Below are 23,966 nucleotides of genomic sequence, written 5' to 3'. Positions count from 1 at the left end.
TGGGTCCGAGGAGGTCCACTATGCGGCTGTTGGTGGTCGAGGACGACGACGAGATGCGTGCCCTGATGGAACGCGGACTCGCGGCCGAGGGGTACCGGGTCACGGCCGTCGAGAACGGTGTCGAGGCGCTCATCGCCCTCGGCGAGCAGGCGTTCGACCTTGCGGTCGTGGACGTGATGATGCCCGGCATGTCCGGCTTCGAGCTCGCCCGGCGGATCCGTGAGCGCGAGGACCCCGTGCGGATCCTGCTCGTGACCGCGCGCGACGCCGTCGACGACCGCGTGTTCGGGCTCGACGCGGGCGCGGACGACTACCTCACCAAGCCCTTCGCCTTCGCCGAGCTCACCGCTCGGCTGCGTGCGCTCGGCCGTCGTGAGTCCGCCGGGGCACCCCGCACGATCGAGGTCGGGGACGTCTCCATCGACTCCGAGGCCCGCCGCATCTCGATCAAGGGCCAGCGCGTCGCCGTGAGCCCCACCGAGTTCGCCCTGCTCCGACTGCTCGCCCGGTCCGCCGGCAGTGTCGTCGACCGCCCGAAGATCCTCGAAGAGGTCTGGGACGGTTCGCAGCACGTCGACCCGAACGTGGTCGAGCAGTACATCTCGTACCTCCGCAAGAAGCTCACCGCGCACGAGGCCACCGTCGCCATCGCCACGGTCCGCGGTCGCGGGTACCGCCTGGATCTGCTCGGGGCGTGAGCGGGGCCGACGACGCCCCACGATCGGACCGCCGACGCGGCGGTCCGATCCGGCCGCTGCGTCTGCTGTCGCTGCGTGCCCGGATCACGATCGGGTCGACGGCGATCGCCGCGATCGTCATCCTGCTGCTCGTCCTGGTGATGCGGTTCCAGGTGGTGAGCGTCGTCGCGAGTGCGACCCGCACCCTGCTCGACGCCGATGCCGACCCGTACGTCGCCACGCTCGAGGTCGACAGCGACCCCGACCTCTCGCCGCCGGGCAACGCGCAGCTCGTCGCCGTCGTGTCCCCGTCCGGCGAGATCGTGCTGTCGACGATGCCCGATCGGGTCGAGCAGGCGCTCGGCAGTCTGCGGTCCACCCCCGCCGGCACCTCGATCATCACGGCATCCGGCTCGGAGTACCGCGTCGTGGTGGAGCACCCCGTCAACGAGGCCGGCCGCTGGACCGTCGTCGCCGCCCGCAACTCGCAGGCCGAGGCCATCGTCGTCGACGACCTCACGACGACGCTGTCGCTGACCGGTCTGGCCATCCTGCTCGCCTTCGGCGTGGCGTCCTGGGTGCTCGCGACCACCGCGCTACGCCCGGTGAACCGGATGCGCCGCGAGGCCGAACGGCTCTCCGTCGCCCCGGAGCGTGCCGAACTGCCGGTGGGCCCGGCCCAGGACGAGCTGGCGTCCCTGGCGACCACGCTCAACGCCTTCCTCGCCCGGACCCGGCAGGCGACCGAGCGCGAACGCCAGATGGTGTCGGACGCCAGCCACGAGCTCCGGACGCCTCTGGCGATCCTGACGACCCAGCTCGACCTCGCCTCGCTCGACGGCAACGACGCCGCCGCCCTCGCCGCCCACATCGAACGCGCGAAGCACAGCGTCGCGCGGTTGTCGCGGCTGGCGAACGACCTGCTCGCCCTGTCGCGGATCGAGGAGTCGGAGCGCCGTGAACAGGACGGCGACCGGCGCCCCGAGACCGCCTGGTCGGACCTCGGCGACGAGGTGATGGCCGCGGTCGACCGCGTCCGGCTCATCGCGTCGGCGAAGGACGTCACCGTCGACTTCGACCTCGAGCCGCCCGTCGCCGTCGGCGGTTCCGGCCCGGGCATCGGCGGCGGCACCGTCGAACCGCGGTACCGGATCGACACCGGCGGGATGGCCCAGCTCGTCACGAACATCGCGGGCAACGCCGTGGCCGCACTCCCCCGCGGCGGCGGCATCTTCGTGTCCTGGCGGAGCACCGGCGGCGAGGGCGTGCTGCAGATCACCGACGACGGCCCCGGCGTGCCCGAGTCCTTCATCCCGGTGGCGTTCGACCGATTCACCCGTCCGGACGAGGCCCGGACGTCCCGCCCGAACCCGGACCCGTCCACCGGTGCCGGCGCCCTGCCCGGCGGCTCGGGGCTGGGACTCGCGATCGTGCGTGCGGTGGCGGAACGGGCGGGAGGCACGGCGTCGCTCCGCAACGTGCCCGCCGGTGGGCTCGAGGTCACGATCCGCCTGCCCGAGGTGCGCTGAGCACGACGGCTCGCCTGAGCAGACCACTCACTGGAAGTCCCGCGAGCGGGTGCGGACGGACAGCGACAGGTGCTCGATGCGGTCCGCCACCAGGTTGACCACCCCGTCGGGCGAGCGCTCGAGGATGCCCCGGACGATCACCGCCGGGGACTCCCGCGCCACCCGGCGGAAGCGCCCCCAGACCCCGACGCTGCAGATGACGTTGACCAGCCCGGTCTCGTCCTCGACGTTCAGGAACGTGATGCCGGAGGCCGTCGCCGGACGCTGCCGGTGCGTCACGATCCCGCCGACCTCGACCCGTCGTCCGGTCTCGGCGGTCGCGGTGTCCTGCACGCTGAGCACCCGGCGGGCGGCGAGCCGGTCGCGCACGTGCCGGACGGGGTGGTCGTCGGTCGTCATGCCCGTCGACCACATGTCGGCGATGAGCACGTCCCCGCTCGTCATCTGCCCGAACAGCGGCGGCTGCACGAACACCTGCGTGTCCGGCAACTGGTCCGGACGCTCGGCGGCCGCCTGGGCAGCCGACCACATCGCACCGCGGCGGTCGATGTCGAACGGGGCGAAGGCGTCGGCGGCGGCGAGGGCCTCGAGCTGCGGCGTGGTGAGCCCGACCCGGCGGGCCAGGTCCGACATGTCGCGGAAGGGGCCGTTCGCGTCCCGCTCCGCGACGATCTTCTCGGCGCTCTTCCGGCTGAGCGACGCGACCTCGGCGAGCCCGAGCCGCACGACGAAGGCACCGTCGCGTCGGTGGCTCGCGGTGTCGTCGGGGAGCGCCTTGTCGAAGGGCAGCACCGGTGGCTGCTCGGCGGCCAGGCACGCGTCGTCACCGGCAGGGGCGTCCCCGTCCGGCAGGGGTTCGAGCGTGGCGTCGACCCCGGACCGCAGGATGTCCGGTCGCAGTACGCGGACGCCGTGCCGCCGGGCGTCGGCGACCAGGGTCTGCGGTGAGTAGAACCCCATCGGCTGCGCCCGGAGCAGTGCCGCCAGGAACGCCCCCGGGTAGTGCAGCCGCATCCACGCACTCGCGTAGACGATGAGGGCGAAGCTGATCGAGTGGCTCTCCGCGAAGCCGAAGTTCGCGAACGCCTGGATCTTCGCGTAGATCGCGTCGGCGTCGGCCCCGTGGATGCCGTTGTCCGCCATCCCCGTGTAGAGCTTGTCGCGCAGTCGGTCGATCTTCTCGTGCCCGCGCTTCGACCCCATCGCCCGTCGCAGCAGGTCGGCGTCGTCACCGGAGCAGTTGCCGACCGCGATCGCCATCTGCATGAGCTGCTCCTGGAACAGCGGGACCCCGAGGGTGCGTTCGAGTACGGGCTCGAGCGCCGGGTGCATGTAGGTGATCGGTTCCTCGCCCGTGCGCCGGCGGATGTACGGGTGCACCGCGCCGCCCTGGATCGGACCGGGTCGGACGAGTGCGACCTCGATCACCAGGTCGTAGAACCGCCGCGGGAGCAGTCGGGGCAGGGTGCCCATCTGCGCACGGGACTCCACCTGGAACACCCCGATCGTGTCCGCGCGGCAGAGCTGGTCGTAGACCCCCTGTTCCTCCTTCGGGATGGAGTGCATCTCCCAGCGCTCCCCACAGTGCTCTGCCGCCAGGTCGAACGAGTACTGCAGGGCCGCGAGCATGCCGAGCCCGAGCATGTCGAACTTCACGAGCCCCATGTAGGCGCAGTCGTCCTTGTCCCACTGCAGCACGGTGCGGCCGTCCATCCGGGCGTGCTCGATCGGCACGACCTCGCCCACCGGGCGGTCGGTCAGCACCATGCCGCCGGAGTGGATGCCGAGGTGCCGCGGGAACCCGAGGACGTCGCTCGCGAGCCCGACGACCGCCGGCGGGATGTCGTGGTCCTGGCTCTCGGTCACCGACCCCCACCGCTCGACCTGCTTCGACCAGGCGTCCTGCTGCCCGGGGCTGTGGCCGAGCGCCTTCGCCATGTCGCGCACCGCGCCCTTGGGCCGGTAGGTGATGACGTTCGCGACCTGGGCGGCGTTGTGCCGGCCGTACTTGGCGTACACGTACTGGATCACCTCTTCGCGTCGGTCCGAGTCGAAGTCGACGTCGATGTCGGGTTCCTCGTCGCGCATCGCCGACAGGAACCGCTCGAACGGCAGCCCGTACCGGATCGAGTCCACCGCGGTGATCTCGAGCAGGTAGCAGACCGCCGAGTTCGCCGCCGAGCCACGCCCCTGGCAGAGGATGCCCCGACCGCGGGCGTACTGCACCATGTCGCGCACGATCAGGAAGTACCCCGGGAAGTTCTTCTCCTCGATCACGGACAGCTCACGCTCGATGCGCTCCCGCTTGCGGGGATCGACGCCGTCGGCGCTGCCGGGGTAGAACCGCCGGGCACCCGTCCACGTGAGCTCGCGGAGCCACGACATCGCGGTGTGTCCGTCCGGGACGTCGAGGTCGGGCAGCCCGGGCTGCACGGTCTTCAGCTGGAACCCGAGCTCGTCGGCGAGCTCCACGGTCCGCTCGATCGCGCCGGGGTAGCGCCCGAACCGTCTGGCCATCTCGGCGCCGGAGCGCAGGTGGGCGGTGTCGGCGGCCGGCAGCCAGCCGTCGATCTCGTCGAGGCTGCGGCGGGCACGCACCGCCGCCAGCGCGGTCGCCACCGGGAACCGGTCGGGGGTGGCGTAGTGCACGTTGCCGGTGGCGACCAGGGGCAGCGCGTGCTTCGCGGCGAGGGTGGCCAGGGCGTCGTTGCGGGCGCTGTCGAGCGGGTCGCCGTGGTCGAGCAGCTCCACGACGACGTTGCGGCTGCCGAACCGGTCGAGCAGCACCCGGAGCGCCGTCTCGGCGGCGGACTCGCCACCCTGCTCGAGGGCCTGCCGCACGGAGCCCTTGCGGCAGCCGGTGAGGACCCGCCAGTGCCCGTCCGCCCGCGCGGCGAGGTCGTCGAGGTCGTACTGCGGGCTGCCCTTCTCGGACCCGGCGGCCAGGTGTGCGCTCGTCACCGCGCCGGCGAGCCGGTGGTAGCCGTCCTGGCCGTCGGCGAGCAGGAGCAGGTGCGAGCCCTCGGGGTCGGGCACACCGTTCTGCGGTTCGGTCAGCCCCAGGGACAGCTCGGTGCCGAAGACGGTGCCGACCTGCGGGTACGACTCGGCGACCTCGGCCATCCGGGCGGCCCCGTAGAAGCCGTCGTGGTCGGTGAGCGCGAGGGCGTGCAGTCGGAGCCGAGCGGCTTCTTCGAACAGGTGCTCGGGCTGACTGGCGCCGTCGAGGAAGCTGAAGGCCGAATGTGCGTGCAGTTCGGCGTACGGCACCACGGGCCCGCCGTCGGTGTCGAGCGGCGACGGGACGTACGGCTCGCGCTTCCGCGACCACGCCGGGCTGTCGCCGCCGTCGCCGTCGTGCGCCGTGCCCGGGCTCCGCTTGTCGGACAGCGCGCGCTCGAACTGCGACCACGGGATGGGTGGGTTGCTGTAGCCCATCAGGTCACGCTCCTGTCGGTGGTGGTGGTCGGGGTCACGTCGCGATCGCCTCTGCCCACCAGCGGTGGTCCGCCAGCACCAGGTACCAGGCACGCCCCTCGGCGTCGACGAGCTGCAGCCGGTGCAGGCGTCGGCCGCCGGACTCCCACCACCGGACGACGAGCGGCCACGGACCCGCCCATGCCGTCACGGCGGAGAACCCGCCGCCCCGGTCGCCCTCGGCGCGGAACCGGTCGGGTGCGCCGGACAGCACGCCGCGCTCGTCGACGTCGACGCTCGCACCGCCGGCGGCGACGACGTCGACCGGTCGGGGGCGCTCGAGCACGGTGGCGGGGGGCGGGCCGGGCAGTTTGCCGGGCCACGGGCGGTCGCGGACGGTCGCCAGGGCTCGCTCACCGCCGGCGGGGGCGTCGCCCCACGGCACGAGCACCACGCGCTCGGACAGGGTGCGGCCCCCACCGATGCGCGGACTCACCACACCGTCGTGGCCGACCATGCCCTGGATCCGGGCGAGGCCGTGGTGCACGCGCTCGTCCGGGCCGGAGCCCCACAGCCCGCGCTCGTGGTTCGCCATGTCGTCGACGGCGACCGGCTCGAGCACGACCGAGGTGACCGGCGCCTCGAGCCCGCTGGGGTCCACCCCGCCGGCGAGCTGCCACCGCACCCGGTCGACCACGTCGGCGGCGTCGAACCAGCGCGGGTGCGCCCAGGTCCGTTCGAGCAGGATGTCGCGCTCGTCGACGATCCCCACGCGGATGGTCGTCGCCACGAGCCCCGCGGCCCGGAGTCGCTCGGCGAAGTCGTCGGCGGAACGCCGGAACGCGAACGCGATCTGGTCGGCACGGTCCAGCGGGGGCTCGAACGACGCCTCGACCCGGAGTTCCGGCGGGATCTCACGCGCCGCGATCTCGCGGGGGTCGCGGCCCCCGGCCAACCGGTGCAGGAACGCCCCGGCCACGCCGAAGCGGTCCCGCACCTGTTCGTCGCCGAGTGCCGCGAAGTCGCCGAGCGTGGTGATGCCGAGCCGGTCGAGCACCGTCGCGAGGTCGGGGTCGCCGAGCACACCGAGCGGCAGGTGCGCGAGGAAGTCCGCCGATCCCCCGACGGGCACGAGCCGCACCCGTTCGCCGGGACGCACCGGACGGGCCCGGGCGGCCTGGTCCGCCGCGAACGGGGTGTCGGCCACCCCGGCCCGCACCGCGGGGGCGCCGTGGTCGGCGGCGATGCCGGCGAGGGTCGCCGCCGCCGCGCGCTCACCGCCGTAGTACCGGGCCGGCCCGCGGGCGCGGAGCGCGAGGGTGCCCGGCCGCAGCACCTCGACCCCCGGGACAGCCGCCTCGACCGCACGGATGACGGGCTCGAAGGCGCGGTGGTCGAGGGCGTCGTCGTAGGGCTGCACGAGGAGCTCGGGGCACCGCGCCTGCGCCTCACGCACGCGGAGCCCCCGCACGACACCCTGCTCACGCGCGGACGCGGAGCTCGCGAACACGAGTCCCTTCGCGGTCAGGGCGAGGGGCTGCTCCGGCGGGGTGCCACCGGCCCGAGCCGCCGCGATGACCGGCCAGTCCGGGCACCAGAGCACGATCGTCCGGGTCGGGGGTGGTTCGGGCAGTGCCGCTCCCCGCGTGATCGCGTCGGTCCGGACGCGCCCGGAGGCGATCACGACGCCACCGCCACGGGCCGCAGCACGCGGGTGTCCCCGGAGCCCACCATCGGCACCGGTGTGGCGGCCCGGACCGCACCGTCGGCCGCGGGCAGGAGCAGCTCGGCGGTCGCCGGACGCACCGCGCCGGCACGCCCGGTCGCGGTCACGGTGGCCCGGCGCTCCGTCAGGTGGCCGTGGCCCTGACCGATGCCGCTCCACGTCGAGGACGTGACCCGCAGCGTGACGTCCGCCCCGGGCCAGGAGCCGAGCGCGACGAGTGCGCCACCGCGCTGTCGCAGCCGGGCCGACAGCCGTGCCACGTCGCCCGGCACGACCCGGCCGAGCGGTCGGGTGAGGACGATCTGGGCGACGTCGGCCATCGCCGCCGTCACGGCGAGCCACTGGTCACCCGGATCGGGGACGAGCACGAGCCGTTCGAGGTCGATCCCCGCGGCAGCGGCGGCTTCGATCCCGAAGGACGGCACCCCGACGACCGCACACCACGCCCCGGCCGCCGAGGCCGCCTGCAGCATGGTGATCGCGAGCAGCACCGACTCGGGGACGGCGTAGGTGCCACCGACCCGGATCGCGCCGCCGGGCAGCAGGGGTTCGAGTGCCGAGGCGGTGGGGAGCCCGGCGGTGTCGACCCGGGTGGACTCCATGTCGGCCACCCGGGACCGCAGGGACGTGATGCGGTCGAGCGCGGCCCGGGCATCGCTCAGGTGGTCTGGCCCCCGGCGCGCACCGCCACCGCCCGCACCGCTGCCGCCGCGTGCAGCACCGCTCCGCCCGCCCCGGTCCGGGGTGGGCGACCGGAGTGCCGCCGCCGTCTGCATGCCCTCATATTCGAACATGTGTTCGATGATGTCAATCGCGTCCGACATCCGTGGACAGTCCTGGTCGAACACGTGTTCGGATCAGGGCATCAGCTCACCAGCTGGCAACCGCCCCGACCCCGCCGAGCACCGACCGCGTCTTGGTCTCGACCTCGTCCGCCTCGTCCGCGGGCACCGACGACCAGGTCACCGCTCCCCCGGCTCCGAGGGTCCGGGAACGCACCGCCCCCGACTCGTCGAGCACGGTCACGAGGCTACGGATCGCCACCGACAGGTCGACCGCCCCGCTCGCCGAGAAGTACCCGATCGCCCCGGAGTACACCCCGCGCGGCGCCCCCTCGAGCCGGTCCGCGATCGCCGTGGCACTGCTCTTCGGCGCCCCGGTCATCGACCCCGGCGGGAACGCCGCGTGCACCACGTCGGCCCGCGACGTCCCCCGCGGCAGCACCGCCCCGATCGTCGAGACCAGCTGGTGCACGCTGGCGTACGTCTCGACGGCGCACAGCCGCTCGACGTGCACCGACCCGGGCACCGCGGTCCGCAGCAGGTCGTTCCGCAGCAGGTCGACGATCATCACGTTCTCGGCGCGGTCCTTCGGGCTCGCCGCCAGGTCGTCCCGCGCAGCCGCGTCCGCCACCGCGTCGGCGAGCCGCCGCCGCGTGCCCTTGATCGGCTCCGCGAGCACCGCTCCGGCCGCGTCGATCCGCAGGAACCGCTCCGGTGACCGGCTCGCCACGCGCAGCGGGCCGAGCCGCAGGAACGCGCCGAACGGCACCGGGTCGGCCGCCCGCATCCGCAGGTACTCACCCAGGTGCGGGTCCGTACCGGGGCCGCCACGGGCCTCCAGTCCGACCGCGAAGGCAGTGGTGAGGCAGACCTGGAACGCGTTCCCCTCGCGGATCTCCGCGCGGCACGCGTCGACCGCCCGCTCGTAGGCGGCGCGCGTGACACGTCCGGTCGCCGTGGACACCCCGGCCGGGAGGCCCGTGGCCGCGTCCACGACGCCGGCCGACGTCGTGGGAATGGGCACCTCCTCGAGCCACACGCGGTTCCGCGCACTGGCCGCCGGTTCCGCATCGGCGACGAGCGCGAGCGCCCAGGCGCCACCGGTGTGGTCGACGACGACGGCGCGGTCGACGAACCGCAGGTCGGCGTCGGCGTGCCCGTCGGCGGTGCGGTCCGGGCCGCCGGACTCGCGGCCGAGCTCGTAGCCGAGGAACCCGACCCAGCCCAGCGCGAACCCGCACCCGACGACCGGCTCGGGCAGGCGGGGCGTGCGTCGGAGCAGGTCCGCCAGCACCGCGAAGGCTGGACGCTCCTCGGACCGGGCGGGCCCGAACCACCCCTCGGCGGGCGCGGCGACCGTCAGGTGCGCGCGACGGTCCTGGTGCCGGAACCGTGCGGCGAACGGCCCGTCCGTCCACGCCAGCACGGACCACCGTGCCCGGGGTCGAGCCGTGGCGGGAGCACCGTCGGGCAGGCCGGAGTCGAGCCACACCAGGTCCCCGGGGACCTGCGCCGCCAGGGCCGCGAGGTCGGGGACCGGGTCGAGTCGGCGGACCTCGACGCGGACGCCGGGGTCGGGGGTGCTCAGATCGCGGCGATCGTCCATGCGGCGGCGTGCGAGGCACCGGGCGCGAGCACCACGAGGCCGCGGTCCTCGCCGTCGTTGAAGGCGTCGGGGGCGCACGTCATCGGCTCGACGGCGAGACCGGCGCGGTGGTACTCGGGGACGACGTGGTCGGCGGTGTGCACCTGGGCCCAGCCGCACTCCGGCCCGAAGGTCGCACGGACCCCGTGACCGTCCGCCGCCGTGACCGCGATGGTGGCGAGGCCGGCGGCGTCGCGGTCGAAGCCGGTGAAGGCGTGGTCGATGAACCGGTCGCCGATCAGCGTGGGCGTGCGCAGGTCGAACTCGTCGTGCACGGGGACCAGGTCGGTCGGGACGAGCCGGTCCGGCGTCACCTCGAGCACCTGGGCGGCGGGGAGGGTCAGGGTCCAGTCGTCGACGGTGCCGGCACCCGCGACGAGGTACGGGTGCGGGCCGGTCCCCCACGGTGCGTCCTCGGCCCCGGTGTTCGTCCCGGTGATCGTCGTGTGCAGCCCCTCGGCGTCGAGCCGGTACTCCACGGTGACCTCGACGCGGTACGGGTAACCCTGCTGCGCCTGGACGGTCGTGGCGAGCACCACGCGGTCGTCCGCCTGCTCCTGCACGCGGAAGTCCGTCCACGCGACGAGTCCGTGCAGGGCGTGGTGCCGTGCGGGCTCGGTCAGGGCCAGCTCGTGGTCGACGCCGCCGAAGGAGTACTCGCCGTCGACGATCCGGTTCGGCCACGGGGCCAGGACGGCACCGCGGAAGACCGGGCGGACCTCGTCGGCGTCGAACGGGACGACCAGGTCTCGGCCCTCGTGCCGCAGGGTCCGCAGTGTCGCTCCGACGGTGGCGATGTCGGCCGTGTACCCGGCGGAGGTGATCGTCAGCGGGGACCCGGACAGCGGCGCGTCGTTGCTCATGCGCTCAGCGTATCGGGCCGCCGAGGCCCGCCGGGTGCACGAAAAACCCCGCCGTTCCGAGGAACGACGGGGTTGAGGGTGGATCTGAGGGGACTCGAACCCCTGACCCCCTGCATGCCATGCAGGTGCGCTACCAGCTGCGCCACAGACCCAGATCGTGCTGCTTCCGTACCGACCGGTTCCCCGGAGGCACCATAGAAGCGTACACCATGCGAACGCCGGGCAACGAAATCGAAGCCGTCACCCGGGCGCGTCGCTGATCAGGCGGTGTGGTCCACCGGGAGCTCGAGCGGGATCGTCGGGCAGTCGGCCCAGAGACGCTCGAGCGAGTAGTACTGGCGGTCTTCGTCGTGGAAGACGTGCACGATGATCTCGCCGAAGTCGATGAGGACCCAGCGGCCTTCGGTACGGCCTTCGCGGCGGAGCGTCTTGGCACCGAGCTCGAGGAGGCGTTCCTCGACGGCATCGGCGATGGACTGCACGTTGCGCTCGTTCCGACCGGTTGCGAGCAGGAACACGTCCGTGAGCTGCAACGGCCCGGTCACGTCGAGAGCGACGAGGTCCTCGGCCTGCTTGGCGTCGGCCGCGAGTGCTGCGGCCTGCACGAGTTCCAGTGCGCGAGTGGAGGCTGTCACGGATTCCTTCCGGTCGTCGAACCGACGGACAGCCGGTTCGCTTGATGGGTCACGATCATAAGCCACCCCGCCGACAGCGGCCAGGCCAGGGTCGGCGGGGTGGTGGAGAACGGACGTCGAGGACGGCAGCGGTCAGCCGCCGAACGCGTGGGTGGTGAGCAGTGCGGTGATGATGACGCCGGCCGCGGCCAGCCCGACCGCGCCGACCGTCACACCGAGGATCAGCGGCGTACGCGACTCCTTCGGCTTGGCGGCGGCGAGCACGACCTGACGGGTCGAGGTGTGGCTGGACACCGCGCGGCTGGCCCGCACCGGGCTGGCGTCGGTCTCGGGCTGCTCGTCCTGCTGCTCGAGCAGGCGGTCGACCTCGGCGCCGTCGATCGGCCGGTGCGACCCCGTCGACGACAGCGACGCCGGCAGGTCGATCGACCCGGTCAGGATCACCTCGCCTGTCGCGTTGAGCGCACCGGTGGGGTCGGCCAGGGCCGAGTTCGGCAGGATGATCGCGTTCGTGTTCGTCACCGCGACACGGCGGGTGCCCGTCTCGGCGTCGTGCACCTCGGAGTCGTTCGAGTCGTGCGCCTGCTGCGACCAGTGGCCGGCGGGCGGCGCGAAGGCCGTGGTCACCGGCTTCGGCTCGGTCGGACGCTGGAACGCGGCGGGGACCTTCGGGGCCTCGGTCGCGGGCTCGGGCAGCGGCACCTCGTTGGTGTCGTCGTCCTCGGCGTCGAGCGAGAGCGGGAACACCGCGGGGGTCGCCGCGGCGGCGTTCGTCGGGATCGGCACCGGCGTGACGGCGGGCTGCGACCCGGCAGCGGGAGCGGGTGCGGGAGCGTCGTCGGCCGAGCGGGCCGGAGCGTCCTCGGACGTCTCGTCCGCCGGGGCGACGTCGGTCGTCTCGTCCGCAGGGGCGTCGGACTCGGGGACGTCGTCCGCCGGTGCGTCGGTCTCCGGCGCACCGGACTCGGGGACGTCGGTCGCGGACGCGTCGGACTCGGTGACGTCGGCGGGCGGCGACCACGTGGACCGGTGGCGGCGGGGCTCCTCGGCGTGCGCGGCGGCCTCGTCGAGGGGCTCGAGCGCGTCCGGGGACCCGTCGGCCTCGGTGGCCTGGGCGACCGCGGCCTGGTCGAGGACCGTCGGGGCAGCGGGCTGCTCGTCGTGCGCGGCCTCGGCGTCCGGAGCGCTCTGCGGCGCGGCGGAGGGGTCGATCGTGTCCACCGACCCGAGGACGTCCTCGACGGTGCGGTCGGACGACTGGGGCGTGGGGTTCTGCAGCGGGACCGGCAGGACCGCCTGACGCTCGGCGGCACGGAGCTGCCGGATCTGCCGACGGGTGAGCCCACCGCTGCCGGGGACGATCTCGGTCGCGGAGGCCGGTGGGAACGGCGGCACACCGGCCGCGGGTGCCGACACCGGGACGGACCGGGCGGACCCGGGGTCGGTCTGCGCCGATGCCGGCGCGGACGACTGGGCGGGGCCACCGGGGGCCGGGGCGACGTGCGACCCGGGGCGACGACGGGACTCGGGAGTCTCGGCGGCGGGTGCGGCGACGGTCGGGGGCGGCGTCGCGGGCTGCGAACCGGCCGCGGCGGCACGCTCCCGCTCGCGCGCCTGGCGCCGCGACAGGGGCGGCTGCGCGTCGGACGAACTCATGCAACGCTCCGATACAGATGGTGCTTGGAGATGTACTGGACGACACCGTCGGGAACCAAGTACCAGACGGGGAACCCCCGTCGAACCCGGTCACGGCAATCCGTCGAGGATATGGCCAGTGCAGGGACTTCGAGCAAGCTTACGTCCCGCTCGGGCAATCCGGTGAGGCTCAAGGCGTGTCCCGGACGCGTCACGGCCACGAAGTGCGCGAGGTCCCAGAGACCATCATGGTCTTTCCAGTCGACGATCTGCTGAACGGCGTCTGCGCCCGAGATGAAGACGAGCTGGGCATCCGGTCGCTGTTCGTGCAGGTCCCGCAGGGTGTCGACGGTGTACGTCGGCCCCGGGCGGTCGATGTCCACGCGGCTGACGGTGAACATCGGGTTCGACGCGGTGGCGATCACGGTCATCAGGTACCGGTGCTCGGCGTCGGTGACGTCGGACTTCATGTACGGCTGTCCGGTGGGGACGAAGACGACCTCGTCGAGGTCGAACGCCCGCGCCACCTCGGACGCCGCGACCAGGTGCCCGTGGTGGATGGGGTCGAACGTGCCACCCATCACGCCGATGCGTGGCCGTCCGGTGGTCTCGAGCATCGAGTGGTCGGTCAGATCTTGGTGTGACCGAACTCGTCGACACCCGTCTCGTGGTGGCGGGTGGCCTCGAACTTCTGCGAGTGACGGTAGGCCACGTCGCGGAAGCTCCAGGTCACGAAGCCGAGGAAGATGAAGAAGAGAGCGCCGACCATGGGGAACACGAACGCGGGCGCCCCGGAGGCGTGCTCAGCAGCTTCTGCGAGGAGGGTCATCGTTCGTGCTCCGTTCGGTCGGGGAAAGACGCCGTTCAGTCTAGCCGCGGATCTGCCCGGAGCCGCGCACGATCCACTTCGTGCTCGTGAGCTCCGGCAGGCCCATCGGACCGCGCGCGTGCAGCTTCTGCGTCGAGATGCCGACCTCGGCACCGAAACCGAACTCGCCGCCGTCGGTGAATCGGGTGGAGGCGTTCACCATCACGACCGCCGAGTCGACGGTCGCCAGGAACCGTTCGGCGGTGTCGACGTCGTTCGTCACGATCGACTCCGTGTGGTGCGTCGACCACCGGGCGATGTGCGCCATCGCCGCGTCGACGTCGGGCACGACGCGGATCGACAGGTCGAGGTCCATCGACTCGGTCGCCCAGTCGTCGTCGGTGGCGCGGAGCACCCCGGGCACGATCGCCCGCGTGGCGTCGTCGCCGCGCAGCGTTACACCGGACGCCCGCAGCCGGTCGGCCAGCAGCGGCAGGAGCCGTTCGGCCGCGGCCTCGTGCACCAGGAGGGTCTCGAGGGCGTTGCACACGCTCGGCCGCTGCACCTTGCTGTTCAGGACGATGTCGACAGCACGCTGCTCGGGTGCGGACGCGTCGAGGAACACGTGCACGACGCCCGCACCGGTCTCGATGACCGGCACCTGCGACTCGGTGACGACGGTCTGGATGAGCGCGGCGCTCCCCCGCGGGATCAGCACGTCGACCAGGCCCCGTGCGCGCATGAGCTCGGTGGCACCGGCCCGGCCGAACTCGTCGATGGTCTGCACCAGGTCGCGGGGCAGCCCCACCGACTCGACCGCGTCCTGGATCCGGGCGACGAGCACGGCGTTCGTGTGCTGGGCTGCCGACCCGCCACGGAGCACGACGGCGTTGCCCGACTTGAGCGCGAGGGAGGCGATGTCGACGGTGACGTTCGGGCGTGCCTCGTAGATGGCCCCGACGACACCGAACGGCACGCGCACCTGGGTGAGCTGGAGTCCGTTCGGCAGCTGCGACCCGCGCACGTGCTCCCCCACGGGGTCGGTCAGCCCGACGACGTGTTCGACCGCGGCGGCGAGGGCCTCGATCCGGACGGGGTCGAGTCGCAACCGGTCGAGCAGCCCGGACGAGAGCCCGCCGTCCTCGCCGGCGACGAGGTCGTCGTGGTTCGCGGCGACGATCTCGTCGGTCGCGGCACGCACCGCCGAGGCGATCGCGCCGAGGGCCGCGTCCTTGACGGCGGTCGTCGCGGTCGCGAGCGCCGACGAGGCGGCCCGTGCCGCCACGAGCTTGTCGGTGAGGGTCGGGGCGGGCGCGATCGACGACATGGACCGATTGTAGGTCCGCCCCTCGGTTCGTGACGGGCGTTGCTGACGCTCGCCGTGCCTCCAGGCTCGGTCCGCCGCGCCGACCGGTCACGACACGTCGTCATCTGCCTGCCGAGCGGTCACAGAGCGTCGCTCCGCGCCGCCCGCACCGACGGTTCCCGACCACACGACCGCGTCCCGTCGGTGAGTCGTGACCGCCTGGAGGCCCGGCACCGGTCCCCGGGACCTGCGCCGGGCCTCCAGGCGGTCGCGTTCACCTCGGCGACCGGTCACGACACGTCGTCCTGCGCGACGCGAGCGGTCACAGACCGTCGCTCCGCGACGCCCACACCGACGGTCTCCGACCAGTCGGCACCGTCCCGACGGCGAGTCGTGACCGCTCGCTGCCACGGGCGCGACGCGGCGCGGCGCACTGCCGACTGCGTCAGGGACGCGGCGCGGCGTGGAACCAGGTGCCGAGGTGTTCGCCCGCCAGCGCGCGGTCGACCAGCGCCGTGTCGGTCACGAGCACCGCGGTGCCCGCCTCGGCCGCGAGCCGTGCGGCGGCGACCTTGGTCCCCGCTCCCCCGGTGCCGACGCCGGCGGTGCCGATCGAGCCGAAGGTGACCCCGGCGAGCTCGTCGCCGAACGGCACCTCGTCGATGCGGGTCGCGCCGGGCTGCTCCGGGGGTGCCGTGTAGAGCGCCTCGACGTCGGAGAGCAGCACGAGGGCATCGGCTCCGAGCAGCCGGGCCACCAGGGCCGCGAGCCGGTCGTTGTCGCCGAAGCGGATCTCGTGCGTGGCGACGGTGTCGTTCTCGTTCACGATCGGGAGCACGCGCAGGGCGAGCAAGCGGTCGATGGCGCGCTGGGCGTTCACCCGGTGCGTGGGGTTCTGCAGGTCACCGGCGGTGAGCAGGATCTGCGCCGCGACGACACCGTGCCGGTCGAGCTCCTTCTGGTACCGGAACATCAGGACGTTCTGCCCGGTGGCCGCCGCCGCCTGCTGCGTGGCGAGGTCGTCCGGCCGGCCCTCGAGCCCGAGGAACGGGAACCCGGTCGCGATCGCACCGGACGACACGAGCACGACCTCGGTCCCCCGGCCGTAGGCGGCAGCCAGCGCGTCCACCAGGGGGCCGATCTGGCCGGCGGCGTCACCGCTGACCGAGGACGAGCCGACCTTGACGACGATCCGCCGCGCACGCGGGATGTCCTCGCGCCGTGTGACGGGTCCGAGGTCGGTGCGGGCGGTCGTGTCGGTCATGCCGCGGTCAGTCCTTCTGGTCGCTGGTCTCGACCTGGTCGGCGTCGAACTGGTCGCCGGTGCCGAGCTGGTCGCTGGTCACCACGTCGTCGTCCACCCAGAGTCCGGAGACGCGCTCCTGCTCGAGCTCGGCACGGGCGGCCGCCTTGGCGTCCATCCGCTCGAAGTACTCCTCGCGCCGCTCGTTGCGGGTCGGACGCGCCGTCGCACCGATGCGGGCGTCGGTCCCACGGGCGCTCGTGATGAGCTCCGCGGTCGACGTGAGCGTGGGCTCCCAGTCGAAGACCATGCCGCCGTCGCCACCGATGACGACGGTGGAGCCGGCGACGGCTCCGGCCTTGAACAGGCCGTCCTCGACGCCGAGCTTCGCGAGCCGGTCGGCCAGGTAGCCGATCGCCTCTTCGTTCGTGAAGTCCGTCTGCTGGACCCAGCGCTCCGGCTTGGCACCGCGGACGCGGTAGAAGCGGTGCTCCTCGCCGCCCTCGGCGCGCACGGTGAACGGCTTCTCGTTGACCGAGCGGGGGCGGAGCACGATGCGCTCCGGGACCGGCTCGGCAGCACGGGCTGCACGGGCCTGCTCGACGATGTCGGCCAGCGCGAAGGTCAGCTCACGAAGCCCCTTGCGGGACGCCGTGGAGATCGGGAAGACGCGGTAGCCGCGGCCCTCGAGCTCGGCGGTGACGAACTCGGCGAGCTCCTGCGCCTCGGGCACGTCGATCTTGTTCAGGGCGATGAGCTGCGGGCGCTCGAGCAGCGGCACCTGGCCCTCGGGGACCGGGTAGCGCTCGAGCTCGCCGAGGATGACGTCGAGGTCGCTGATCGGGTCGCGGCCCGGGTCGAGCGTGGCGCAGTCGATGACGTGGAGCAGCGCTTCGCACCGCTCGACGTGGCGCAGGAACTCGAGCCCCAGGCCCTTGCCCTCCGACGCGCCCTCGATCAGACCGGGGACGTCTGCGACGGTGAAGCGGGTGTCACCGGACTCGACGACACCGAGGTTCGGCGTGAGGGTCGTGAACGGGTAGTCCGCGATCTTCGGCTTGGCGGCGGAGACGGCCGCGATCAGCGAGGACTTGCCGGCGCTCGGGAACCCGACCAGGGCCACGTCGGCGATGGTCTTCAGCTCGAGGCTGATGTCCCCCGCCCAGCCCTCGGTGCCGAGCAGCGCGAAGCCGGGAGCCTTGCGCTTCGTGGTGGAGAGTGCCGCGTTGCCGAGGCCGCCCTGTCCACCGGGGGCCACGACGACGCGCATGCCGGGCTCGGTGAGGTCGGCGATGACCTCGCCGGACTCGTCGTACACCACGGTGCCGACGGGCATCGGGAGCTCGAGGACCTCGCCGCTGACACCGCTGCGGTGGTCGCCCATGCCGGGCTGCCCGTTCTTCGACGACCGGTGCGGGGATCGGTGGTAGCCGAGCAGCGTCGTCACCTGCGGGTCGGCCACGAGCACGATGTCGCCGCCGTCACCGCCGTTGCCGCCGTCGGGCCCGGCGAGGGGCTTGAACTTCTCACGGCGGACCGACACGCAGCCGTTGCCGCCGTGCCCCGCGCTGAGGTGCAGGGTCACGCGGTCGACGAAGGTCGCCATGGGTCCACTCCAGGTGTTTCGTTGTGCCGACGGGATCGTCGGCGGGAAAAGCGAAGGAGGGGCGGGCACTCGGCCCGCCCCTCCAGCTGCAGTCGTTCGAACGACTACGCGTTGACGATGTTGATGACCTTGCGGCCACCCTTGGTGCCGAACTCGACCGAACCGGACGAGAGGGCGAACAGCGTGTCGTCGCCACCGCGGCCGACGTTGGCGCCCGGGTGGAAGTGCGTGCCGCGCTGGCGGACGATGATCTCGCCGGCGTTGACGACCTCGCCACCGAAGCGCTTCACGCCGAGGCGCTGTGCGTTCGAGTCACGACCGTTGCGAGTGGAACTCGCACCCTTCTTGTGTGCCATGAGTTGACTCCCTTACGCGATCTTGGTGATCTTGACGCGGGTCAGCTCAGCGCGGAAACCCTGGCGCTTCTTGTACCCGGTCTTGTTCTTGAACTTCTGGATGATGACCTTGGGACCACGGAGGTCGTCGAGCACCTCGGCGGTGACGGTCACGTTCGCGAGCTCGGAAGCCGCCGACGTGATCTTGTCACCGTCCACGAGGAGCACGGGGGCGAGGTCGATGTTGCCCTTGTCGTCCGCCTTGGCACGGTCGATGGTCAGGATGGTGCCGACCTCGACCTTCTCCTGACGGCCGCCGGCGCGCACTACTGCGTAAACCACGTGGAAATCCTTACGTAACTCTGCTTGAGGGAAGTCTCGGGTGCCCACTTCTGCACGAGCGGCTCCCGGAAGGCCGGGCCCGATCGGCGACGCAGGCAGAACGGCCCGCTGACACCAGGGACCGAGAATACTCGATCACCCTGGGTCCGGTCAAACGGCGACACCCGTACGATTGCACGGTGACCGTGTTGATCGACCCACCGACGTGGCCCGCCCACGACACACTGTGGTCGCACCTCGTCAGTGATGAATCCTACGCGGAACTCCACGCGTTCGCTGCGCGGGCCGGTGTGCCGCGCCGTGCGTTCGACCACGACCACTACGACGTCCCGCTCTCGCGGTACGACGAACTGGTGGCCGCTGGCGCCTCGGCCGTGACCGGACGCGAGCTCGTGCTGCGGTTGATCCGCAGTGGGCTGCGCGTGGCGCAGCGGGACAAGCGCGGTCTCTGACCGCCCATCCGGACCCCCGGGAGGCGCGGCGTGCGCCCGCCCCGCCCGGCGCCGCGCACGGTGCGCCGCCGGCCTGCAGGGCCGCGCGAACGGGCTCAGCGGGGCGCTGGACCGCCCCAGGGGTTCGCCGGGGGCTGCTGCTGGTCTGGGCGTGGCCCGGCGCCGTACTGGCCGCCGTACTGGCCGTGGGGGTCGGGCTGCACGCGCCCCTGCCCGTACGGTGCCGGCGGCTGCTGCTGTGGCTGCTGTGGTGCCTGCGGCTGGATCGTCGAGGGCGGGACCGCGTCGGCGGGTCGGACGGTGCCCGGCATCCCCGGGGTCGTCGGTGTGCCTCGTCCGCGGCGCGGCCGACCGAGCCAGAGCCAAGCCGCCGTGGCGGTCGCCAGGAGCATCACGGTGAACGGCAGACCGTTCTGCAGCGGCCGCGTGAGCACGTCGATGACGAGCTGGGAGCCGCCGGCGGTGGCCGCTCCGAACGAGCCGGTGAAGACACCGACGAGCATCAGGGCCACCGTGCCCGCGGCGCCGGCGAGGACCACGCGGAGCAGGAGCCTCGGCAGCGGGCTGCGGCGGTCGATCGGCGTCAGGAACGCCAGGGCCAGGAACGCACCGACGTAGTACGGGAACGGCGCCACGAAGACCCCGGTCGTGAAGCTGCCGAGCAGGCTCGTGCCGGCGCCGTAGTGCCGGAACGGGCTGACCACGAGCGAGGTGCCGAGCAGCCCGAAGAGCCCGGACACGAACTCGACGAGCACCAGGGCCACCACGGCGATGAGCGCACCGGCCGTGTTCGTCACCGAGGCGCCGGGCGCGAAGGCCCGGCGGGGGTCGGCCGGGGCACGGGGCGGCCGCGGCGGGGCGTACGGCGCGCCGGCACCGGGCTGACGCCCGTACTGCGGCACGCCGCCCTGCTGCGGCGGCACCGGGCCACCGGGCTGCTGGGCACCCGGTCCGGGCGGTGCGGGCTGGGACCAGCCCGCACCGTAGTACCCACGCTGCTGCTGCGGGTCGCCCGGGTTCGACACGTCAGTTCCCCAGGATCACTGCGCCGTCGGAGCCGTCGGCGTCGTCGGTCGACTCCTCCGTCGGCGTGGCGGGAGCGCTGATGCTCGGCGACGAGACCCGGCGGGAGCGCGAGCGCCCCTGTCCGGGCTGCTTCGGCTCCGGGAGCGCCTGGAGCACCGAGTCGAGCAGGGACTCGGCGTCCGGGGCGACCGCGCGGGGCTCGCGCTTGGGCGCCGCGGCGATCGGGATGTCCAGGATCGCGACGGTGTTGTCGGTCGGCGTCACGGTGGCGCTCGAGCTCACGCGACGGCGGGCCGGGGCCTTCGCCTTCGGTGCGGCTGCGGGCTCGGTGACGGCCGGAGCGGCGACCTTCGGCGCGCGAGCCTCGGACTCGACGATCACGGCGGGCTCAGCGGTGACCGACGACCGCGGCGCGTCCGACTGCTCGGCAGCGGGTGCCTGCGGTGCATCGGTGGCCCGAGCGTCGGCAGCGGCCTGCTGGTCGCCGGTCTGCTGCTCTGCCCCGCGGCCGCCACGGCCACGGCGACGACGCTTCGAACCGGTCGGCTGCTCGCCACCCGTGCTGTCCGAGCCGGTCGACGCGTCGTCCGACGATGGTGCCGTGGCCTCCGTCGCGGTCGCGGTCACGGCAGCGGCTGCGGCCTCCTGTTCGTCGTGCGAGAGGGTCGAGGCGGCGATCCGCGACAGCGCGTTCTTCACGTCGTCGGTGATCTGGTGCGCCTGGCCGGAGGCACCGTTCGACTGCCCCGAGGAACCGGAGTTCCCCTTGCCACCGTTGCCGTTGCCGTTGCCGTTGTCAGATCGGCCGTTCTCGTTGCCGTTCCCGCCGCGGCCCTTGCGACGGCCCTTGCTCGGGCCCGGGTCGGCGTTGTTGTCGTTGATCTTCGCGTTGACCTCGTCGAGGGACTCGCGCAGGCCGACACCGATCTTCTTGCGGGTCATCTGCACGAGGCCGAGCGAGGTGATCTCGGCGACCTGGTGCTTCGTGCGGTCGCGGCTCAGGCACTCGACCAGGCGGCGGAGCACGAGGTCGCGGTTCTCCTCGAGCACCATGTCGATGAAGTCGACGACGATGATGCCGCCGATGTCGCGCAGGCGGAGCTGGCGCACGAGCTCCTCGGCGGCTTCGAGGTTGTTCTTCGTGACCGTCTCTTCGAGGTTGCCCCCGGAACCGACGAACTTGCCGGTGTTGACGTCGACGACCGTCATGGCCTCGGTGCGGTCGATGACGAGCGAACCACCGGAGGGCAGCCAGACCTTGCGGTCGAGCGCCTTGTCGATCTGCTCGTTGAGGCGGAACTCCTCGAAGGAGTCGGGGCCCTCGTACCGGACGACGCGGTCCTTGAGGTCCGGGGCGACGGCCGACAGGTACTCGTCGATGGTGCCGCCGGCGGCCTCGCCGTCGATGATCAGCTTCGTGAAGTCCTCGTTGAAGACGTCACGCACGATCTTGATGAGCAGGTCGGGCTCGGAGTGCAGCATCACCGGGGCGTGGCCACCGGCGACCTTCTTCTGGATGGCCTCCCACTGGCTGGTCAGGCGCTGCACGTCGCGGGTGAGCTGCTCCTCGGTCGCGCCCTCGGCAGCGGTGCGCACGATGACGCCCGCGTGCTCCGGCAGGACCTCCTTCAGGATCTTCTTCAGTCGGGCACGCTCGGTGTCCGGCAGCTTGCGCGAGATCCCGTTCATCGAGCCGTTCGGCACGTAGACCAGGTAGCGACCCGGCAGCGAGATCTGGCTGGTGAGGCGGGCACCCTTGTGGCCGACCGGGTCCTTCGTGACCTGCACGAGGACCTTGTCACCCGGCTTGAGCGCTGCTTCGATGCGGCGACCGTGGTTGCCGGTCTCGACGGAGTTCCAGTCGACCTCACCGGCGTAGAGCACGGCGTTGCGGCCACGACCGATGTCGACGAACGCCGCCTCCATCGAGGGCAGGACGTTCTGCACCTTGCCGAGGTAGACGTTGCCGATGAGCGACACGTTCTCGGACTTGGTGATGTAGTGCTCGGCGAGGATGCCGTCCTCGAGCACGCCGATCTCGATCGTCGACGAGCTGGAGCGGACGATCATCTGGCGGTCGACGCTCTCGCGGCGAGCGAGGAACTCGTCCTCGCTGACCACCTGACGGCGGCGTCCGGCGTCGCGGCCGTCACGGCGGCGCTGCTTCTTCGCCTCGAGCCGGGTCGAGCCCTTGATGCGCTGCGGCTCGGTGATGAGCTCCGGCTCGCGGCGGCGCGGCTCCTGGTGGTCGCGCGGCTCGCGGGCCTCGCGGTCGGCGCTCGAACCACGGCGACGCGAGCGACGGCGCGAGCCGCCCTGGTCGTCGCGGTCGTCGCGGTCGCGGTCGAAGCGGTCCTCGCGGTCGTAGCGGTCGTCCTCGTCGCGGTCACGGTCGCGGTCGCGGTCACGGTCACGCTCGAACCGGGGCGCGCGCTGCGGCAGCTCCGGCAGCACCGGCGCGTGGAAGATCAGGCTGAGCGTGCTCGTGGCCTTCGGCACGAACGGCTCGTCGGCGGGTGCGGCGTCGCCGCTCACCTCGGCCGTCGGTGCGGCGTCGGTCGGACGGGAGGCGCGGTCCGCGTCCGCCCCGTCGGTCGCGCTGGCCGACCGGTCGCCCGTCACGACCGGCAGGTCGCCGGTCAGCGTGCTCACGTCGTGCGGCTCGGCACCGCTGTCGGCGACGGCCTCGACCGCGACGGAGACCGCCCCGGTGTCGGTCGGCTCGACGGGCGACGCCGGCGATGCCGGGGAGTCGGGCGAGTCCGGCGAATCGGGAGACTCCGGCGAACCGGCCGACGCGACGCTGGCCGCGGGACGGGCGTCAGCGCCGCCCGTCAGCGCGAGGGTCTCGTCGGCGTGGGGTGCCTGCTCGGCGCCCCCACGGGCCTCCTGGCCGGACGACCGGGCGCGGCGACCGCCGAACAGGCGGCTCCGGCGCTTCGGCGCGTTCTCGTCGTTGGTCGTGTTGTCGTTGTTCTGCTCCACCATGGACTGGTGCACTCCTCGGCCCCACTCGCACCCTTTCGGGTGGCGGGAATTCTGTGTCGTGGCGGGCGGCGTCGACGCCCCCGCGCTCGCTGTCTCGTGATCGGTCCGCGTCAACTTCTCGTTGCGTCCGCGCCCGTTCCGGTCCGGGCACCCGGCCCGTTCCGGCTCGGCATCGGAGTGACGCTGCCCGACCACAGTGCGCTCTCACCGCACCGGATCGTCCGGGTTCGGCCCGGTGGGGCGTCACTCGGAAAGCTCTCTTCGGTGTGCGGTTGGCCGCACGACCTCCAGGCATTATCGCATGCCGCACCCGGAAAGCACCGGAACCCGCATGCGATGATGACCGCGTGACCGCGTCTGCACCTGCCCCCCGTCGTCCGATCGCGATGGCGGTCTTCCTGCTCGTCACCGGGATCGTCGGCCTGTTCGGCTCGTTCCGGCTCGTCCTCGACGAGTTCACGAAGTACGAGAACCCGAAGGCCGTCCTGAGCTGTGACGTGAACCCGTTCATCAACTGCTCCGACGTGATGGCCAGCTGGCAGGGGCACCTGTTCGGGTTCCCGAACCCGCTGCTCGGCGTCATGGGGTTCGTCGCCCCGATCGCGGTCGCCGTGCTGCTGCTCGCCGGGTTCCGGAACGGTTCGCGCTGGTTCTGGATCGTCTTCAACGCCGGAGTCTTCCTGGCGTGGGTGTTCGTGACCTGGCTGTTCACGCAGACCGTGTTCGTCATCGGGGCGCTGTGCCCGTGGTGCATGCTCGTCTGGTCGATGACGATCCCGATGTTCTGGGTGTTCACGATCTGGAACGCCGCCCAGGGTCGCTTCGGCGCCGGGGCACAGCGTGTCGGGCGGTCGCTCCTGCCCTTCAGCTGGGCGTTCGTGCTGGCGAACTACCTGGTCATCATCGTCACGATCATCATCAAGTTCCCCGCGGTCCTCACCAGCTTCTGAG

At 72.6% G+C, this 23,966-nt stretch carries 20 protein-coding genes and 1 tRNA gene; 4 read left to right on the top strand and 17 right to left on the bottom strand.

The window, feature by feature from the left end:
* Window positions 1–20: 20 nt before the first annotated feature.
* Together DEJ11_RS05485 and DEJ11_RS05480 are read left to right on the top strand one after the other, a co-directional pair.
* Window positions 21–698 carry a response regulator transcription factor gene (locus DEJ11_RS05485; protein WP_017885962.1) on the top strand — a complete coding sequence of 226 codons (678 nt, stop codon included), beginning with the start codon at window positions 21–23 and terminating at the stop codon, window positions 696–698.
* The gene (locus tag DEJ11_RS05480) at window positions 695–2,206 is read left to right on the top strand and encodes a sensor histidine kinase (RefSeq protein WP_111030518.1); all 1,512 of its coding nucleotides are present in this window, start codon (window positions 695–697) and stop codon (window positions 2,204–2,206) included. Before DEJ11_RS05485 ends, DEJ11_RS05480 begins: the two co-directional genes overlap by 4 nt.
* A 27-nt stretch (window positions 2,207–2,233) precedes the next feature.
* Here DEJ11_RS05480 and DEJ11_RS05475 read toward each other — a convergent pair whose 3' ends face one another.
* The 15 genes from DEJ11_RS05475 to rplU all read right to left on the bottom strand — a co-directional run bounded on the left by DEJ11_RS05475 (window position 2,234) and on the right by rplU (window position 18,549).
* Complete coding sequence (locus tag DEJ11_RS05475) at window positions 2,234–5,644, bottom strand: error-prone DNA polymerase (protein WP_111102909.1); 3,411 nt, start codon at window positions 5,642–5,644, stop codon at window positions 2,234–2,236.
* 34 nt (window positions 5,645–5,678) lie between these two features.
* Entirely contained in the window at window positions 5,679–7,307 is a 1,629-nt protein-coding gene (locus DEJ11_RS05470) for a DNA polymerase Y family protein (RefSeq protein ID WP_111102904.1), read from the bottom strand.
* Complete coding sequence (gene imuA' / locus DEJ11_RS05465) at window positions 7,304–8,173, bottom strand: DnaE2-dependent mutagenesis accessory factor ImuA' (protein WP_181440780.1); 870 nt, start codon at window positions 8,171–8,173, stop codon at window positions 7,304–7,306. The genes DEJ11_RS05470 and imuA' overlap by 4 nt, the downstream gene beginning before the upstream one ends.
* 46 nt (window positions 8,174–8,219) lie before the next feature.
* Window positions 8,220–9,737 carry an anthranilate synthase component I family protein gene (locus tag DEJ11_RS05460; RefSeq protein WP_111102902.1) on the bottom strand — a complete coding sequence of 506 codons (1,518 nt, stop codon included), beginning with the start codon at window positions 9,735–9,737 and terminating at the stop codon, window positions 8,220–8,222.
* Complete coding sequence (locus tag DEJ11_RS05455; protein ID WP_111102901.1) at window positions 9,716–10,639, bottom strand: aldose 1-epimerase family protein; 924 nt, start codon at window positions 10,637–10,639, stop codon at window positions 9,716–9,718. The genes DEJ11_RS05460 and DEJ11_RS05455 overlap by 22 nt, the downstream gene beginning before the upstream one ends.
* Before the next feature lie 79 nt (window positions 10,640–10,718).
* A tRNA-Ala gene (locus DEJ11_RS05450) sits at window positions 10,719–10,791 on the bottom strand.
* 108 nt (window positions 10,792–10,899) lie between these two features.
* Window positions 10,900–11,274, bottom strand: a complete 375-nt coding sequence (gene rsfS, locus DEJ11_RS05445; RefSeq protein ID WP_027464721.1) for a ribosome silencing factor — start codon at window positions 11,272–11,274, stop codon at window positions 10,900–10,902.
* A gap of 132 nt (window positions 11,275–11,406) precedes the next feature.
* The gene (locus DEJ11_RS05440) at window positions 11,407–12,930 is read right to left on the bottom strand and encodes a hypothetical protein (protein WP_111102900.1); all 1,524 of its coding nucleotides are present in this window, start codon (window positions 12,928–12,930) and stop codon (window positions 11,407–11,409) included.
* Window positions 12,927–13,526, bottom strand: a complete 600-nt coding sequence (gene nadD / locus DEJ11_RS05435; RefSeq protein WP_027464719.1) for a nicotinate-nucleotide adenylyltransferase — start codon at window positions 13,524–13,526, stop codon at window positions 12,927–12,929. Before nadD ends, DEJ11_RS05440 begins: the two co-directional genes overlap by 4 nt.
* 11 nt (window positions 13,527–13,537) lie before the next feature.
* Window positions 13,538–13,738, bottom strand: a complete 201-nt coding sequence (locus tag DEJ11_RS05430) for a hypothetical protein (RefSeq protein ID WP_035807661.1) — start codon at window positions 13,736–13,738, stop codon at window positions 13,538–13,540.
* Between the two features lie 40 nt (window positions 13,739–13,778).
* Window positions 13,779–15,044 carry a glutamate-5-semialdehyde dehydrogenase gene (locus DEJ11_RS05425; protein WP_071405563.1) on the bottom strand — a complete coding sequence of 422 codons (1,266 nt, stop codon included), beginning with the start codon at window positions 15,042–15,044 and terminating at the stop codon, window positions 13,779–13,781.
* Between the two features lie 424 nt (window positions 15,045–15,468).
* Window positions 15,469–16,287 (bottom strand): glutamate 5-kinase, encoded by an 819-nt coding sequence (gene proB / locus DEJ11_RS05420; protein ID WP_217499638.1) that lies wholly within the window; start codon window positions 16,285–16,287, stop codon window positions 15,469–15,471.
* 7 nt (window positions 16,288–16,294) lie between these two features.
* The gene (obgE, locus tag DEJ11_RS05415; RefSeq protein WP_111087573.1) at window positions 16,295–17,872 is read right to left on the bottom strand and encodes a GTPase ObgE; all 1,578 of its coding nucleotides are present in this window, start codon (window positions 17,870–17,872) and stop codon (window positions 16,295–16,297) included.
* Window positions 17,873–17,976: 104 nt separating this feature from the next.
* Entirely contained in the window at window positions 17,977–18,228 is a 252-nt protein-coding gene (gene rpmA, locus DEJ11_RS05410) for a 50S ribosomal protein L27 (protein ID WP_017885976.1), read from the bottom strand.
* A 12-nt stretch (window positions 18,229–18,240) separates the two neighbouring features.
* A complete protein-coding gene (gene rplU, locus DEJ11_RS05405) occupies window positions 18,241–18,549 on the bottom strand; it encodes a 50S ribosomal protein L21 (RefSeq protein WP_027464715.1) in 309 nt (102 codons plus the stop codon).
* Window positions 18,550–18,728: 179 nt separating this feature from the next.
* On the opposite strand from rplU, the gene DEJ11_RS05400 reads away from it, so the two are divergent.
* On the top strand, window positions 18,729–19,001 hold the full coding sequence (locus DEJ11_RS05400) for a DUF4031 domain-containing protein (RefSeq protein ID WP_071405560.1): 273 nt from the start codon (window positions 18,729–18,731) through the stop codon (window positions 18,999–19,001).
* A 95-nt stretch (window positions 19,002–19,096) separates the two neighbouring features.
* Here the strand turns inward: DEJ11_RS05400 and DEJ11_RS05395 are convergent, their stop codons facing one another.
* A complete protein-coding gene (locus tag DEJ11_RS05395; RefSeq protein WP_284176686.1) occupies window positions 19,097–20,026 on the bottom strand; it encodes a hypothetical protein in 930 nt (309 codons plus the stop codon).
* A 1-nt stretch (window position 20,027) separates the two neighbouring features.
* Window positions 20,028–23,015, bottom strand: a complete 2,988-nt coding sequence (locus DEJ11_RS05390; protein ID WP_111102898.1) for an Rne/Rng family ribonuclease — start codon at window positions 23,013–23,015, stop codon at window positions 20,028–20,030.
* Between the two features lie 347 nt (window positions 23,016–23,362).
* Between DEJ11_RS05390 and DEJ11_RS05385 the strand changes: the two genes are divergently transcribed.
* Complete coding sequence (locus DEJ11_RS05385) at window positions 23,363–23,965, top strand: vitamin K epoxide reductase family protein (RefSeq protein WP_164941242.1); 603 nt, start codon at window positions 23,363–23,365, stop codon at window positions 23,963–23,965.
* Window position 23,966: the final 1 nt, after the last annotated feature.

The sequence above is a fragment of the Curtobacterium sp. MCLR17_058 genome, assembly GCF_003234705.2.
Lineage (GTDB): Bacteria > Actinomycetota > Actinomycetes > Actinomycetales > Microbacteriaceae > Curtobacterium > Curtobacterium flaccumfaciens.
Note: the sequence above shows the minus strand (reverse complement) of the source record. Positions and strands in the feature narration are given on the sequence as shown.